The sequence below is a fragment of the Acinetobacter sp. 70_2 genome (assembly GCF_056736115.1).
This window is the reverse complement of the sequence record NZ_JBWZIP010000015.1, coordinates 453,359-468,383: the sequence shown is the minus strand read 5'-3', so window position 1 is coordinate 468,383 and position 15,025 is coordinate 453,359. Positions and strand designations below refer to the sequence as shown.

Here is a 15,025-nt window from a genome sequence, read left to right as displayed (position 1 = left end):
GATTTTTATCAGTTTGAGAGCGCATTTAAACAATTGATTGCTTCAAATGCATTTGAAAATCGGTTTTTCTGTTGTTTTTGCAATAACCCTACAAGTAAAGGGTAAAAAATTTTAACTGAATCAGGCAACTGAATGTTTAAATTTTGGCAATGCAATACAGCCCAATCATGATAAGTATTTGCTTGTAAACGCATTTGACTTAACCATTCATACAACACAATCCCAAAAGCATATAAATCGCTTTGTATACTTTTACTGGTTCCATGAAACAGTTCAGGTGCCATATACCTTGGTGTAGCATCAATGATTGAATCAGGACTCGGTATACGCCGCGTTTTTTCAAAATCAATTAAATAGAGCCCCTGCTCAAACTTTCGAAAGTGCTCCCTTTTTATATCTCCATGAATCCATCCTAGCTCATGAAACTCCGCTAAAGCTATAAGCGAGGTATAGATCATCTCACGAATATCTTTTAAATTTTGCTTTTGATCTAAATTGCCAAACCAGCAATCGGTGTCTGGCAAAATTAATACTTTCCCTTCAAACTGATGTAATTGGGAAATAGCACCGACATCAACTATTTTAAATGGCAAAAGCCAGTTCACTTTTTTATACTGAATATCTTCATAGAATTGCAATTCATGCAAAAAATCTTGCTCACTTTGAGCATGTACATGCGGCAAATGGTATTTTAGCCAGTAGTGATGAGCATCTATAGTACATGTCCATAGATGCCGTCCTAAAACTGCACTTTTAGGTTTTGTTACGCATTTTAGGTTTTCTATATGAGAAGCAAAATCATGCTTCAGCATAATAAGACTCTGGTTGTTGTCTCTTTTCTTCAAAACGTAGAACTTCTAAACAATGCTGAATTGTTTTACCAATACGCGCATGAGTTTCTATAGAAGAAATTTTCGGCCAAGTCGCCCGCTCACCTTCTCGTTGTAAACGCTTAAACAAATGCGGACGAGGGTTTTGCAATGTATAGGCATAATGTTTTAGGCCATATTTAGCAATAATATTGACATCGCCATAGTAGCGCTGCCCTATTACCCCATATCCATGATCAAGCAATCTTCTTACTGGAGAAATAGCACCGAGTCTTTGACGAGTGAAGTCCATTACTCCCATCGACAGGACTTTACCTTGACGTCTTAAAATTCGTTCAGGCCAACTTAAAAGATCTTTACGAAAACGGTGTGCATCATCTTGCATAAATGGCACAACATGCGGATTCACTTGACTGGCAATGGTGTAGTTTAAATTATAAAGCCTTGCCATTCTTTCTTGTGGAAAGTCACTGCGCACACTGCCATCGACCCATTTTGTATTTGCCATATAAGGCGTATGTTCACCATCATAGCGCTTACTGGTTAAACGCACAGGTGGAAATAAAACTGGCACAGCACAAGAAGCCAATACAGCACTCCAAACCAAAACGTTGGGTGTCATAATTGCATTCATAATTCGCGGGTTTTCTGTTGCATCGTATGGTGCAACGGCCACATTAATATTTAAACCCGATTTTTTAAATGCCTCTTCAAAAGTCAAATCGCCTAAGTTTTCGATAAGGAATTTTTTCAAATAGTGGACATCCGCAATGCCCCCATTCCCTTTTATAAGTTCACGAAGCTTTCTAAAATGAAATGCATCACTAAAAAATTGCTCGCCATTTAATAAGTTTTGAACGTCTTCACTCGCAGAAGTCCCCAACATACCTGTCATAATGGCGCCAGCACTTGAACCAGAGAGGACTTTGGGCATTAAGTCTTGTTCAATTAAAGCTTTACATACACCTGTATGAAAAAGACCTAAAGTTGCACCACCCGAAAACATGAGTGCGGGTTGCCCATATGCTTTTTCACAATTTTCAAAAAACTCTATTTTTTCTTTTCTTTGAAAGGTAATACATTCACTAGAAGCAATATAAGCCAAGCTTTGGCTGACTTCTTCAATATAATCTTCAATTAATTTTTTTGTACCTACATGCGTTGCAGCAAACAACATAGGGTGACCAATATTTGCAATATCGTAAGTTAGCCCTTCTTTTAAAAGATAAATCAAATCTAAAGTACGATGTTGCTGCCGATATCTTTTCAGTAAGGTGTAACGATAAGAAATGAGCTCAGCATCAAAATAAGGTGAACTATTATCGAATTTCCACTCTTGTGCACCTGTTTCTTCATCCAGTTTTAATGCAAAAGACTTCCACTCTTCATAAGATTCAGCCATGTCTAATTGACGTTGTAATTTTTTGATACGGTAAGCCTGATGCGGATTCATATCACTTCGTATTTTTTCAAACATATTTCGTCCTCATCTTCACAGATGATTTTACTGAATAGACATGACAACACTATGCGCGGTCTGAACATTTCAATCAATTGCAAAACAGATAAACTAGATTGGCAGTATCTTTTTTGTCAGCTTGCAAATTTCGGTGTTAGTATCCTAGTAAATTACTGTTTAACATGATTGATTAACCATGGCTACCATTGATTTACCCGACAATTTAGTTCAAACCTTATCACTTGTATTAAATCAGTTACAGCAGGTTTTACCTGAACCGAAACAAGAAACTGATTTCACTGCACCAGCTTTTAGATGGGAAAACCAGCAACTTAAAGCCATTTATACGCCTAAGAATATTTATCTTGATGACTTAAAAGGCATCGAACGTCAAAAAGGAAAAATCATTCAGAATACTTTGCAGTTTTTAAATGGCCTACCTGCAAATGATGTACTTTTAACGGGATCACGTGGTACAGGTAAATCCTCTATAGTGCGTGCTTTACTCACTGAATATGCGCCTCAAGGATTACGTTTAATTGAAATTGAACGTGATGATTTAGCAGACTTACCTAAAATCCAAAAAATCATTCAAAACCGCCCTGAAAAGTATATCGTCTACTGTGATGACTTAGCTTTTAATGCTGAAGATGAAAATTATCGTAGTCTAAAAAGTGTATTAGATGGTTCATTACAATCTGGTTCAACAAATTTTATTATTTATGCGACCAGTAACCGCCGTCACTTGTTACCTGAGTTCATGCACGAAAACACACCTGTAACTAAGGTTGATGTACCTCAATATACCGAACTACATCCACAAGAAGCGATTGAAGAAAAGATCTCTCTATCAGACCGTTTTGGCTTATGGTTATCTTTTTATCCAATGGATCAAAATTTATATTTAGAAATCGTAGAACATTATCTTGATAAAGCAAGAATGCCTTTTAATGATGAAGTTCGTGCTGAGAGTTTACGTTGGTGTCAAATGCGTGGTCAGCGCTCTGGTCGTGCGGCTTATCAGTTTTCTAAGCATTGGATTGGTTTAAATGCTTTAAAAGAGTTGTCTAACAGTTAAATAAAATGTCCCACAAAGCCTTAGCTTTGGCCTGTAAACCGCTTAGCTTTGGCAGTTGTTTTTCATAACCTAAAACCAAGATCGCCCTCTTTTAGGTTTATATATGAAAAAACAATTGCCAAAATTTTCTATCGCAAGCAAAACTATTGCTAAAAGTTTGTTATTCACACAAGGCTTTTTAGACCAAGCAAAAAAATATTCAACGCTTCCTTTTACTCAATCTCATATCATTCGCCCACGTGTTGACGAAAAATATTATAGCTGGACTCATTACGGCATCTTTTTTCCCCTTTTGCCAGAACCGCATCGCTATTTAAATATTATGATTTTATTAGGCACACCTGGTGCGCTTGCTTTTGATCATGATGACATTATTGTTGGCAATCCCAGAAAAACAGCGACTTTCTTTTCAAGTACAGCCGCCCTTGAACAAGCCTTATTGAAAGCCTATATCATTCCTAATGATACAAAAATTAATGAAGATGGAAGCTTAATCAAACTAGGTCAGGAAATTTCAATTCAAGGAAAATTCCCTAAAATTCATATTAATGGACATTATGAAGGTCTAGATTTTGACTTTGATATTGATGTGACCTCACATGTTTCATGGTTTATAAAAACGCCTGTTTATGATCATTTGAGTTTATTAGCCAAATTTAAAGGTTTTTTAAATTATCAAGATAAATATATTGAAAGCGAAGGACTTTGCACTTACGAATATGCTCGAGCAGTTGGCCCCCACTCATTCACAAATCAACTTATCCCTGAAAACCATAAATTACCACTTGATTTTTTTACCTATCAAATCATTAATTTAAATATAAATACTCAACTTCTGCTAACCAAAGCAGATATTGCGGGTCAAACAGTAACTTATACATTGCATATTAGACATCTTGATCGGCCACCTGAAATTTATACAGATGTCAGCTTTGATATTATTTCATATCAAATTGATGACTTCATTTCTCCAACGGGCAAGAAAATGCGACTTCCCAAATACTTTTCTTGGATTGCTAGAAATGAAGCAAAGCAAATTATTTTAAATATTCAGGCAGAAATTGACTGCCCATTCCGCTATGGTCATGGGCAAGGTTATGCAAGTGGTTATATATTTACTGGTCATTATTTTGGCAATAAAGTGCAAGGCCGTGGTTATATCGAATATATAGATATTGAAAACCAACAAGCCTTTGCAGATGAATAATTTTACTCAGGAATAGTAAGTTCAGTCATTGGCCAACGTGGTGTAGTCGTGACAGCCAAGCCATCATGTTGGCCGGCTTTTAAACGCTGATAACCTGCAAATGCAATCATTGCACCATTATCAGTACATAAAGCAGGCTCCGCATAGTAAACCTGAGCTTTAATTTTCGCCAATGAAGTTTCTAACTGTTCACGTAGTCTTAAATTTGCACTTACCCCACCAGCAATCACTAAACGCTTAAGCCCAGTTTGCTTTAAAGCTTTTACCGATTTTTTCACCAAGGTATCTACAATTGCTTCTTGGAATGAAGCAGCTATATCAGCATCTCTGTTTTCACCATTCAATTTTTTCAATTGCACAGAAACGGCTGTTTTTAAACCACTAAAAGAAAAGTCTAGGCCTTGATGAAGCATTGGTCGTGGAAATTCAAATGCTAGCGGATCACCAGATAGCGCCAGTTTTGCGATATTTGGCCCACCCGGATATGGCAAGCTCATCATTTTTGCAACTTTATCGAAAGCTTCACCAGCAGCATCATCAATAGACTCACCTAATAGCTCATATTGACCTATGCCATGAGCTGCCATCAATTGTGTATGACCACCTGAAACAAGCAATGCTACAAATGGAAATTCGGGTGGCTGACTTGAAAGCAATGGAGCCAACATATGCCCTTCCATATGGTGAACACCAATCGCAGGCTTATTTAAAGAAAAAGCTAGAGTTCTTCCAAACAATGCGCCTGTCATTAATGCTCCCATTAAACCTGGGCCACGCGTATAAGCAACTGCATCAATCTCTTGTTTTGTTACACCACTTTGTTCAAGCAATTGATTCATTAAAGGAATGAGCTTACGAACATGGTCACGAGAAGCAAGTTCAGGTACTACCCCACCATATTCAGCATGAAGTTTTATCTGGCTATAAAGAACCTGTCCCCGTAAGCCGAGTTCGCTATCATAAAGTGCCAACCCTGTTTCATCACAAGAAGTTTCCAAGCCTAAAACAATCATCAAAACTGCCTTTTATATGAGTCAAAATATTGCAATCGCTATTATAGACTTGTGATATGAGTTGTAAATGAGTAAAATACTGACCTTCACTTGTGATCCGGCGCAATGGTGTGCCTGATCTTATCCATAATCTAGAGGATTTTACATGCCACAAGTTAAGTTGAAAGAAGGCGAACCAGTTGACGTAGCTATCCGTCGTTTCAAACGTTCATGCGAAAAAGCTGGTGTTTTAGCTGACGTTCGTAAGCGCGAATTCTACGAAAAACCAACTCAAGAACGTAAGCGCAAAAAAGCTGCTGCAGTTAAACGCTACCAAAAGAAATTGGCTCGCGAATCTGTACGTACTACTCGCCTTTACTAATTAATTTGTGATTGACTGCTGAAATTATGACTACTTTAAAAGACCAAATTACTGATGCATTAAAAACTTCTATGCGTGCCAAAGATATGGCAACAGTGACGGTTTTGCGTAGTCTACAAGCAGCAATTAAGCAAATCGAAGTTGATGAGCGCATAGAGCTTGGCGACGCTCAGGTTCTTGCGGTCATTGAAAAGCAAATTAAACAACGTAAAGAATCGATCAAAGCCTTTGAAGGTGCTGGTCGTGATGATTTAGCTAGTAAAGAACAAGCCGAAGCTGAGATTATTTCCCAGTTTCTACCAGAAGCTATGACTGAGGAAGAGCTTGATTCTATCATTGAGCAAACGATTGCTGCTCAAGAAGCAACTAGCATGAAAGATATGGGTAAGGTGATGAATTCTCTACGTCCGATCATAGCCGGGCGTGCCGATCCTGCTCAAATTTCAGCAAAAATTAAAGCTAAATTAGCTTAATTCCCTCCTCTTTCCTCATACATACTTAGACTAAATTTTCATTTACTTGTCAGTTTAAGTATATCTGTGTCTACGAAAATCCTAAGTCAAACTAAATCTATTAAATTTTCATTCGTCGCTCATCTTGCATTTGCTTTAATCGACTATCTATTTTGGCCGACATAGCTTGGTTGCCCTTCGCTAGTCTTTGCGCGTGCAACATAGACTTAATTGCATTTTCTTCACTACCAGACCAATACTGTGCTTCTGCACGATATCGCAATACATTCACCGCTCTTAATGGCGATTGTTTATCTAAATTAGCAGCCTGCTGTAATAGTTGCCAGCCCTGAATATCTCGAGCATTTTTATTAATAAAACGCTGAACGAGCGTCTGTACTTGCGCATATTTTCCCTGACGCAATAACACCTCAGCCAACTTATAGCTAAACGCCTTATTTTCCGGTATGGTCATTTGCAATGGAGCAATCGAATTATAGGCCTGATCAAGCTTATTTTGGCCCAAATAAATATCTGTTTGAATTAGAGTAACTAGTGGTTTACCACTAGATTTCACTTGATCTAATGTTGTTTGAGCCTGCGTGTAATCTCCTTGTTTAAGATAAAACGCCGACAAAGCCAACATCCCTGCCAGATTTTTTTGTGAAGCTAAACTCTGCAGCTGATTTTCTGTAGCTTCTCCAGCGACCACCATGGTGTACCATTTTAAAATTTCAAAATCGACATCATATATTCGGCTTTTAACCTTAGGCATTTGATTGGCTCTCAAACGAGCTTCACTCATACGCTCAGTCGTTAAAGGATGCGTAAGCCAAAAATCCGGCAAAAAACTTACATGGCTAGTTGCTCTGTGCATTGTTTCAAAATAATCTGCCATACTTTGCGGGTTATAACCCGCGGCATACATATACTGCATTCCAATTCGGTCAGCTTCACGCTCTTGATTACGACTATAAGTAAGCTGTTTATCAAGAAGTGCAGCTTGCGTACCTAACATGACCGCAGCTCCAGCATCTCCACCTGCCTGAGCAGCTAGAGCCACCCCTGCCAGCAAACCAGCCAAACTTAAAAGCGCCTGTCCTTTAAAAGCCTCTTCCGAACGACTAAAGTGCCTCTGAGAAACGTGAGCAATTTCGTGTGCCATCACACCAGCAATCTCATCAATATTTCGAGCTGATGAAATAAGACCAGTATTTAGTGCAAATAGCCCACCCGGAACAGCAAATGCGTTAATTTGAGGATCTTTAATTACAACAAGCCCAATAGGTTGTCCAAGTTGTGTTTCACCCAAGATATTAGAGAAGACTTGGAAAAACTGATCTTCCAGCCACACATCTTGTATGACTGGCATTTGCTTATGAACCTCACGGAAAACTTTTTCACCAATAAATTTTTCTTTCTGTTGGTCAAGCAATCCTATTCCACTACCAATATTGGGAATTTCGACTTGTCCAGAAGCTGGTTTTGGATCAAAAGGATCTGCATAAGAGGCATTTGTTATAAAAGCCAAACTTAAAATAACTGGCAAAAATTTCAAAAGTTCTTCTCTATTAAAATTAAACTAACAAAAAAGCCCATTCATAGAATGCTTGAGTTTGCCGCATCATATGAACAGGCTTTCACTATAACATTGAAAATAGACTATATTTGCAATGAAGTGTTATTCAATATTTATACGAAATTAGGATTCACCAAATATCTTGGTGTTTTATCTTCCAATGCTTCTACCAAGTTTTTATATGCTAAGTTTGCCATTTTTTTGCGTGTTTCAGCTGTAGCAGAACCCACATGAGGCAAAGTAACTACATTTGGTAATTTGAAAAGTTCAGAATCTTGCAAAGGCTCTTTTTCATATACATCTAAACCTGCAGCAAAAATAACTTCCTGCTGTAAAGCTTCAATAAGTGCCTGCTCATCAACCACTGAACCACGCGCAATATTAATAAAAATAGCATGCTTTTGCATAAGCTCAAATTGAGCTTTACCCATTAATGCTTTAGATTCTGCATTTAAATCAACTGCTGTGACTACAAAATCAGACTGTTGTAACAACTCATCCAAACCTAGATATTGAGCATTCAATGGCTCAGCCAATTCAGGCTTTTCACGTCGATTATGGTAAACAATATTCATGTTAAAACCATAAAAACCACGACGTGCAATTGCAGCACCAATATTACCCAATCCAATAATACCTAGTGTTTTCCCAAAAACATCCAAACCAAACTGTTGTGGCCCAACTGTTCTTTTCCATTCACCTTGTTTAGTCCAATGGTCTAGAAATGGTACTTTTCTAGCTGCACTTAACAATAGAGTAAAGGCAAGATCTGCTGTAGTTTCAGTCAAAACATGTGGTGTATTTGATAACCAGATTTTCTTTTGGTTCAAATAAGCAACATCATAATTATCATAGCCAACTGTCACAGATGAAATAATTTTTAGTTTTTGTGCTGGAGCAAGATTACTTTCATTGAGCAAGCGCCCCGCGCCAATCATTCCATCAGCATCTACGACTTCTTTTCTTATCTGTTCATTAATATCACCCAGTTTAGGGTTTAATACGACAACATGATAATCCTGCTGTAACAGTGACAAAATTTCTTCATCAATTTGGCTAAAAACCACAACCTTTTTCATGTATATCCCTACTACTCATTGTTATCTTGCATAAGTTGCCACAGCCTTTTTTTAAGGAGAGGCTTATCTAACATTTCTTTTAAACTAGCTAAATGAATAATATTTGTATGTTGAATATAGGCACATTTCCCTAAACACAAAATCTTTTTTTCTGCCGCCACAGCATCTAAAAAACCTTGAATATATGAACCGACACCGCGTTGATCTTGATAAGCTGCTAACGGAAAAGGCCACCTTAATTCAGCATAATGCCCCACTTTGGCCTTTTGTATATTTGCCCAAAGTTGCTTTTCCTCTTTCTCTAATGCAGTTACATCAACAAAGATTACACACTTTTCAAGACAATAAGCCTGCAACTCAAATGGAGCAATTGCCTCTTGCTCAACAACTATAGGTTTTTCTACAACCATTTCAGGCTGTGGAACATCTACAATGGCTATTGAAGGCTCCTCAACCACTTTAGCAACTTCAAGCAGTTCAGGATTAGATGGTGCCTGTTCAAATGCAGGAATATCTACAGCAATAGGTATATTAATTGGAATATGAGGCTCAGCAACCTGATCACGCCATAAAGTATGAGCATTATTTTTTTGGCACACTTGTGTTCTAGGAATCCACACATCGATTCCTAAAGTTGCCAGTATATTTCTTTGCTGCCCAATCATGTTTAAATCAGTACCTCTAATCTACTCACATTCTAACGGGCTTCTGATTTTTTTTCAGCGTTTTCTTTAAATGATCTCTTTTCAAAACCACATATGTTTCTTAAATAATCATAACGCTATTTTTCTTCTGCATTTGCTCTACAATTTCATCTGACTCAAAACCAAATCGCCAATAGAGCAACTCAAGTACATCAAGTTCATCTTGAGTAATAATTCGGTCACTCCATAAGCACATTTCAGCAATTGCCAAAATGCTTAAACGATCACGAAGTAACAGCCCAGCAATGTCATTTAAAATTTCAGCCAAGTCCAAAGGCTCATCCGAAATTTCATCATAAATATTCATTTCATCTGGGTTTAGCAATGAACGCAAAATACGTTCACGAACTTCCAACTGGTTTGGACTATTAATTTGCTGCACATGAAGTAGTGCATCAATTAAACGCACTATTTGAGGTTTTACTTCTTCAAATGCTGTAGGTAAGTGAAGTGGCATCAGGTTCAATTCATATTTGACCCGCTCTAATAACAAGGCATCAAGTAATCCTATTTCGCCATCTTCCTGAATAATAAGAGCAAGTTTGGTCAAAAATTGACGCGCAATACTTGCTGGCATATGGCCAATATTTTTACATGCGTCGTGAAATATCTGAATATGAATACGACCATCCAAATTAAGCAAAGCATCGACAATCGAATGACTTACAGGAGCTTCTTGCGGAATAAATTCTCGATATTGACGAATCATTAAAATTGCAACCATCACCTCACGCGAACCAGTAGCGGTTTGCAATGCACGCTGAATGAGCTCCGGGCGTTTTTTATTACGCCGAATATCATTACTTAAAGGTTTAATCGCATCATTTAATGCAAAACTAATTGGAGAAAGGCGCAACAAAGGCAAAGGCTGTGGTGATGACCACGGAATATAAATTTCTGTTTCAGATTCTTCTAATGAACGAAAAAGACTAAATAACGGTCTATTGCGAAGTTTCTTTAAATTTTCTAATTGTAAATCTTGCAATAGAGTTGGATTAAGTTCGTAAATACGCTCACGAATACTTGGGTGAATATTCATCCAACTTTGAGGACTAAGTGAGTTTGCAAAACACATATGTGCAATAGATTCAGAATAAGCACTATGAATTTGCGAACCTGAATGGTGAACATAAATACGCAATAAAGTTTGGGTATTCGTACTATTTTTTAGCAACCGCATGGTTTTTTGGTCGTTGCGGAACGTACGACCACTTAATGTTAAATATTTAATAAAACGTGTGATTAATACACCCAAGCTTCCTGCTAGCCAGATTACACCACCAACAGCTACAAAGACTGTTTCAAATTTATGCTTATAACCAGGACTGTAACGTTTAAAACCCTGCTTGGCGAGCTTACTTCCCCATTGACTGAAAGTTGTTAAACCACTGTATAAAATTTTTAATTTAGTATTTTCTACAGCTTCACCGGATAAAATCTGGTTAAACTCATGACCCAATAGACCATACAGCTCTAGTTCATCTAGATTCTGTAAAGCTCCCCAAGTCAAAATAATGACAATATCCTTTGAGTGAAAACCTGCAGTTAATGCATTCACCCCTACTTCGTCAGGCAAAACATAAAGTGTTGGAATATTCAGAGAAAATGTTTGCGCCAAATGTTCGGTAATTTTTAATGCCGCATGTTCTTCCGGTGTACTCTCACCTTTTACCAAACGACGCGCTTTAAGCTGTTTAGCAAGAGAATGTCCTCCTTTACGCAAAATATAAAGCTCGGTCACTACAGACCAAACCATAATAAAAAGCAAAAGAGCAACAAAATATGGACTTAAGGCATGCCACCAAATTGGCTGGCTATAATCAAAGAAATGAACAAGTAAACCCAAAATGAGATTTAAAATAAAAATAGTTAAAAGCACAGCGACCAAACACATAGTGATGGACCATGCCATATTCTTATTTTCGATTAAATAGTGGCTTACTTCTTTCAATGTAAATAATCCCAATTACATTGTTAAGTTTCATCATAAAAGAAAAAAGCGGGAAACACCCGCTTTTTTCGGCTATTTCTATTCTTCTTTAATACCCGTCAAATCTACTGACGCTGCATCAATATTGACATCAATATAACCATCTTTTTTCTTTTTCGCAGAATCATTACGCTTCTGCTCCAAATTATTCAGATAGTCTGCATCGATTCCACCAGTTACATAGATACCATCAAAAACAGAGCAATCAAACTCAGTCAATGTAGGAACCTTACTTGTACGTACGGCGTTCTTCAAGTCTTCCAAATCTTGGAATACTAAACGATCAGCACCAATAATTTCTTGGATTTCCTCTACGCTGCGTTCTGAAGCAATAAGCTCAGTCTTAGCAGGCATATCGATACCATAAACGTTTGGATACATTACTTTTGGTGCTGCTGAAGCAAAGTATACTTTTTTCGCACCAGAGTCACGCGCCATTTGAATGATCTCATTACACGTAGTACCACGTACAATAGAGTCATCAACCAATAGAACGTTCTTGCCTTTAAACTCCAACTCAACAGGGTTCAATTTCTGACGTACAGATTTTTTACGCTGTTGTTGACCCGGCATAATGAAGGTACGGCCGATATAACGGTTTTTCATAAAGCCTTCGCGGAACTTCACACCAAGAATATTTGCAAGTTCTAATGCTGAAGTACGGCTTGTATCTGGAATTGGGATAACCACATCAATATCATGGTCCTCACCCCAGTCACGCAAAATTTTATGCGCTAATTTTTCACCCATTTTTAAACGGGCTTTATAAACTGAGATACCGTCAATAATTGCATCTGGACGAGCAAAATAAACATATTCAAAAATACATGGGCGGTATTTTGGTTCTGCCGCACACTGTTTAGTGAATAACTGGCCTTCAGAATCAATGAAAATTGCTTCACCCGGTGCAATATCACGCTCGATTTTAAAACCAAGTGCAGTAATCGCTACAGACTCTGATGCAATGATATATTCCATCTCGCCTTGTTCAGTTTCACGCGAACCGTAAATAAGTGGACGAATACCATTTGGATCACGGAAACCAACCAAACCATGACCAGTGATCATAGCTACTACGCCATAAGCACCTTGACAGCGCTCATGAACACGAGAAACCGTATGGAAAATATCTTCAGCTGTAGGGTTTAGTGTTCCCTTCTTTTGCAACTCATGTGCAAAAACGTTTAAAAGAACTTCTGAGTCAGAATCAGTGTTCATGTGACGTAAATCTGTTTTAAACAGGTCATCATGAATTTCTTCTGCATTAGTCAAGTTACCATTATGTGCAAGTGTAATCCCGTAAGGTGAGTTCACATAAAATGGTTGAGCTTCCGCACTGCTAGCAGAACCCGCAGTTGGGTAGCGCACATGACCAATACCGTAATTACCCAGTAATGCTCTCATATGACGAGTATGAAAAACATCACGCACCATACCGTTATCCTTACGAAGGAAAAGACGGCCTTCATGGCAGGTTACTATTCCAGCTGCATCTTGCCCACGATGCTGCAACATCGTTAATGCATCAAACAACATTTGGTTCACTGGCGATTTACCGGCTATACCAACAACTCCACACATAGCAACCTCGCAGACAAGCTAGGAATTAATAAAAAGGATTCTTTGTTGAATGGTCGGGCCGGATTTCTGATTCTTCCGACTCGTCCATTGGTTTTGGAGAAGTGCGAGATACACCGCCTCCAGATGTTATCTGATGATATGCCTCACTTGCTGCGTCTTTAGAAAGCTCTGTGGCTAAAGGCGCATAAGGCAGTAAAAATTGTATAAGTATGGACTGTTTCCAGTTTGCTGAACCTTCAACCCAAGGTCCTACGCCTTGCATGGTAATAAGAACGACCAGTAAACCTTTCAACGAACCAAAAGCACCACCTGCTAAACGATTTAATGGCCCCAATTTCAAACTTTTCAAGAGGCCATTTAAAAGTGCAGTGACGATCCAAGTTAAAACAACAATAATAAGTGCAATAAATGCAAAAGCCGCAATCTTTTGAACCACCGGATCCTGACTTAAACCCGACATTGACGGAGCTAGAAGAACAGCATATTTTGCACCCATAATTAATGCAAAAATCCATCCTACCAAGTTCGCAAAGGCTTTTATAAATCCTTGTCGCAAACCGTTTAGCCCCCCAATGAGCAAAAGTATTAGAATGATGATATCAATAGTGTTCATGTTCAATTAGGTCATAGCTTCAACACATTGCTTTACAAGTGTTGGTCCTGTGTAGATTAGACCACTATAAATTTGAACAAGTGTTGCTCCAGCTTGTTGTTTCGCTAAAGCTTGCTCACCAGACAAAATACCACCCACACCGATTAAAGGAATTTGTCCTTTTAATGATTGAGCAAATAAACGTAAACATTCTGTACTTTTTTCAAATACAGGAGCGCCTGACAAACCACCTGACTCATTACCGTAAGGCAGGTTTTCCACCCCTTCTCTCGATAAAGTCGTATTAGTTACAATAAGACCATCAATTTTAAAATCTAATAATTGAGCAGAGATAAACTCAACATCTTCAGCTGTTAGGTCCGGAGCGACTTTCAAAACTAAAGGAACATAATGATTATATTGCTCAGCCAACTCAAGTTGACGTGCTTTTAAGGTTTGCAGTAACTCAGTTAATGCATCACCACTTTGTAAACTACGCAAGTTTTTAGTGTTTGGAGATGAAATATTAACTGTAATGTATGACGCGTAGTTATAAACTTTCTCAAGACAAATCAAGTAATCATCGACTGCTTTTTCGACAGGCGTATCAGCATTTTTACCAATATTGATCCCTAAAACGCCTCTAAACTTTGAAGCTTTAACATTTTCAATCAGCTTATCAACACCATCATTATTAAAACCCATGCGGTTAATAATGGCTTTAGCTTCAGGAATACGAAATAAACGTGGTTTGGGATTACCCGATTGTGGGCGAGGTGTAATTGTGCCAATTTCAATAAAACCGAAACCTAATCCAGCTAAGGCATCAATATGAGCACCATTTTTATCTAGGCCTGCTGCCAAACCTACAGGGTTAGGAAACTCGATTCCCATACATGTAGTAGGCTTTGCTTCTACAGCCTGACGCATCATGCCTAGCTTATGCGCTTTATCAAGCATGGATAATGTTAATTCATGGGCACGCTCTGGTGCTAAACTAAACAACATCGGGCGAGCAAGTGAATATAACATACCAATCACAGTCTACTGATTTTAGGTATGCATATTATAGGCACAGGCAGCACAAAACACCATGCCTG

General features: G+C 38.1%; 14 protein-coding genes. 4 read left to right on the top strand and 10 right to left on the bottom strand.

Features of this window, described 5'->3' with window-relative positions; translation table 11 throughout:
* Positions 1 to 8: 8 nt before the first annotated feature.
* On the bottom strand, positions 9 to 812 hold the full coding sequence (locus AC1PJ9_RS11215) for a protein kinase domain-containing protein (protein WP_311069289.1): 804 nt from the start codon (positions 810 to 812) through the stop codon (positions 9 to 11).
* Complete coding sequence (locus tag AC1PJ9_RS11210; RefSeq protein WP_004700599.1) at positions 799 to 2,307, bottom strand: DUF3336 domain-containing protein; 1,509 nt, start codon at positions 2,305 to 2,307, stop codon at positions 799 to 801. The genes AC1PJ9_RS11215 and AC1PJ9_RS11210 overlap by 14 nt, the downstream gene beginning before the upstream one ends.
* 178 nt (positions 2,308 to 2,485) lie before the next feature.
* Between AC1PJ9_RS11210 and AC1PJ9_RS11205 the strand changes: the two genes are divergently transcribed.
* Both AC1PJ9_RS11205 and AC1PJ9_RS11200 read left to right on the top strand, forming a co-directional pair.
* Positions 2,486 to 3,367, top strand: coding sequence for an ATP-binding protein (locus AC1PJ9_RS11205; protein ID WP_311086918.1), 882 nt, complete (start codon positions 2,486 to 2,488; stop codon positions 3,365 to 3,367).
* 103 nt (positions 3,368 to 3,470) lie between these two features.
* A complete protein-coding gene (locus AC1PJ9_RS11200) occupies positions 3,471 to 4,574 on the top strand; it encodes a DUF6670 family protein (protein ID WP_311086917.1) in 1,104 nt (367 codons plus the stop codon).
* Positions 4,575 to 4,576: 2 nt separating this feature from the next.
* Here AC1PJ9_RS11200 and tsaD read toward each other — a convergent pair whose 3' ends face one another.
* Complete coding sequence (tsaD, locus tag AC1PJ9_RS11195; RefSeq protein WP_311086916.1) at positions 4,577 to 5,587, bottom strand: tRNA (adenosine(37)-N6)-threonylcarbamoyltransferase complex transferase subunit TsaD; 1,011 nt, start codon at positions 5,585 to 5,587, stop codon at positions 4,577 to 4,579.
* Between the two features lie 145 nt (positions 5,588 to 5,732).
* On the opposite strand from tsaD, the gene rpsU reads away from it, so the two are divergent.
* Both rpsU and AC1PJ9_RS11185 read left to right on the top strand, forming a co-directional pair.
* Positions 5,733 to 5,948, top strand: a complete 216-nt coding sequence (gene rpsU / locus AC1PJ9_RS11190) for a 30S ribosomal protein S21 (RefSeq protein ID WP_001136722.1) — start codon at positions 5,733 to 5,735, stop codon at positions 5,946 to 5,948.
* A 26-nt stretch (positions 5,949 to 5,974) separates the two neighbouring features.
* Positions 5,975 to 6,421, top strand: coding sequence for a GatB/YqeY domain-containing protein (locus AC1PJ9_RS11185; RefSeq protein WP_311086915.1), 447 nt, complete (start codon positions 5,975 to 5,977; stop codon positions 6,419 to 6,421).
* A 100-nt stretch (positions 6,422 to 6,521) separates the two neighbouring features.
* Here the strand turns inward: AC1PJ9_RS11185 and AC1PJ9_RS11180 are convergent, their stop codons facing one another.
* The 7 genes from AC1PJ9_RS11180 to AC1PJ9_RS11150 all read right to left on the bottom strand — a co-directional run bounded on the left by AC1PJ9_RS11180 (position 6,522) and on the right by AC1PJ9_RS11150 (position 14,957).
* Positions 6,522 to 7,949 (bottom strand): M48 family metalloprotease, encoded by a 1,428-nt coding sequence (locus AC1PJ9_RS11180; RefSeq protein WP_311086924.1) that lies wholly within the window; start codon positions 7,947 to 7,949, stop codon positions 6,522 to 6,524.
* Positions 7,950 to 8,092: 143 nt separating this feature from the next.
* Positions 8,093 to 9,058, bottom strand: a complete 966-nt coding sequence (locus AC1PJ9_RS11175) for a 2-hydroxyacid dehydrogenase (RefSeq protein ID WP_311086914.1) — start codon at positions 9,056 to 9,058, stop codon at positions 8,093 to 8,095.
* Between the two features lie 11 nt (positions 9,059 to 9,069).
* Positions 9,070 to 9,723, bottom strand: coding sequence for a hypothetical protein (locus AC1PJ9_RS11170; RefSeq protein ID WP_311086913.1), 654 nt, complete (start codon positions 9,721 to 9,723; stop codon positions 9,070 to 9,072).
* A gap of 100 nt (positions 9,724 to 9,823) precedes the next feature.
* Complete coding sequence (locus AC1PJ9_RS11165; RefSeq protein ID WP_311086912.1) at positions 9,824 to 11,713, bottom strand: M48 family metalloprotease; 1,890 nt, start codon at positions 11,711 to 11,713, stop codon at positions 9,824 to 9,826.
* Between the two features lie 78 nt (positions 11,714 to 11,791).
* Positions 11,792 to 13,333: an amidophosphoribosyltransferase gene (gene purF, locus AC1PJ9_RS11160; protein WP_019457102.1), complete on the bottom strand. Its 1,542-nt coding sequence runs from the start codon at positions 13,331 to 13,333 to the stop codon at positions 11,792 to 11,794.
* A 25-nt stretch (positions 13,334 to 13,358) separates the two neighbouring features.
* The gene (locus AC1PJ9_RS11155) at positions 13,359 to 13,946 is read right to left on the bottom strand and encodes a CvpA family protein (RefSeq protein WP_263614145.1); all 588 of its coding nucleotides are present in this window, start codon (positions 13,944 to 13,946) and stop codon (positions 13,359 to 13,361) included.
* Positions 13,947 to 13,952: 6 nt separating this feature from the next.
* Complete coding sequence (locus tag AC1PJ9_RS11150) at positions 13,953 to 14,957, bottom strand: quinone-dependent dihydroorotate dehydrogenase (protein WP_311086911.1); 1,005 nt, start codon at positions 14,955 to 14,957, stop codon at positions 13,953 to 13,955.
* Positions 14,958 to 15,025: the final 68 nt, after the last annotated feature.

What these genes read in the sequence shown, in the direction of transcription:
- AC1PJ9_RS11155 (WP_263614145.1), bottom strand. Translation starts at nt 13,946, where the DNA reads ATGAACACTATTGATATCATCATTCTAATACTTTTGCTCATTGGGGGG.
- purF (WP_019457102.1), bottom strand. Translation starts at nt 13,333, where the DNA reads ATGTGTGGAGTTGTTGGTATAGCCGGTAAATCGCCAGTGAACCAAATG.
- rpsU (WP_001136722.1), top strand. Translation starts at nt 5,733, where the DNA reads ATGCCACAAGTTAAGTTGAAAGAAGGCGAACCAGTTGACGTAGCTATC.
- AC1PJ9_RS11175 (WP_311086914.1), bottom strand. Translation starts at nt 9,058, where the DNA reads ATGAAAAAGGTTGTGGTTTTTAGCCAAATTGATGAAGAAATTTTGTCA.
- AC1PJ9_RS11170 (WP_311086913.1), bottom strand. Translation starts at nt 9,723, where the DNA reads ATGATTGGGCAGCAAAGAAATATACTGGCAACTTTAGGAATCGATGTG.
- tsaD (WP_311086916.1), bottom strand. Translation starts at nt 5,587, where the DNA reads ATGATTGTTTTAGGCTTGGAAACTTCTTGTGATGAAACAGGGTTGGCA.
- AC1PJ9_RS11185 (WP_311086915.1), top strand. Translation starts at nt 5,975, where the DNA reads ATGACTACTTTAAAAGACCAAATTACTGATGCATTAAAAACTTCTATG.
- AC1PJ9_RS11215 (WP_311069289.1), bottom strand. Translation starts at nt 812, where the DNA reads ATGCTGAAGCATGATTTTGCTTCTCATATAGAAAACCTAAAATGCGTA.
- AC1PJ9_RS11210 (WP_004700599.1), bottom strand. Translation starts at nt 2,307, where the DNA reads ATGTTTGAAAAAATACGAAGTGATATGAATCCGCATCAGGCTTACCGT.
- AC1PJ9_RS11205 (WP_311086918.1), top strand. Translation starts at nt 2,486, where the DNA reads ATGGCTACCATTGATTTACCCGACAATTTAGTTCAAACCTTATCACTT.
- AC1PJ9_RS11150 (WP_311086911.1), bottom strand. Translation starts at nt 14,957, where the DNA reads ATGTTATATTCACTTGCTCGCCCGATGTTGTTTAGTTTAGCACCAGAG.
- AC1PJ9_RS11200 (WP_311086917.1), top strand. Translation starts at nt 3,471, where the DNA reads ATGAAAAAACAATTGCCAAAATTTTCTATCGCAAGCAAAACTATTGCT.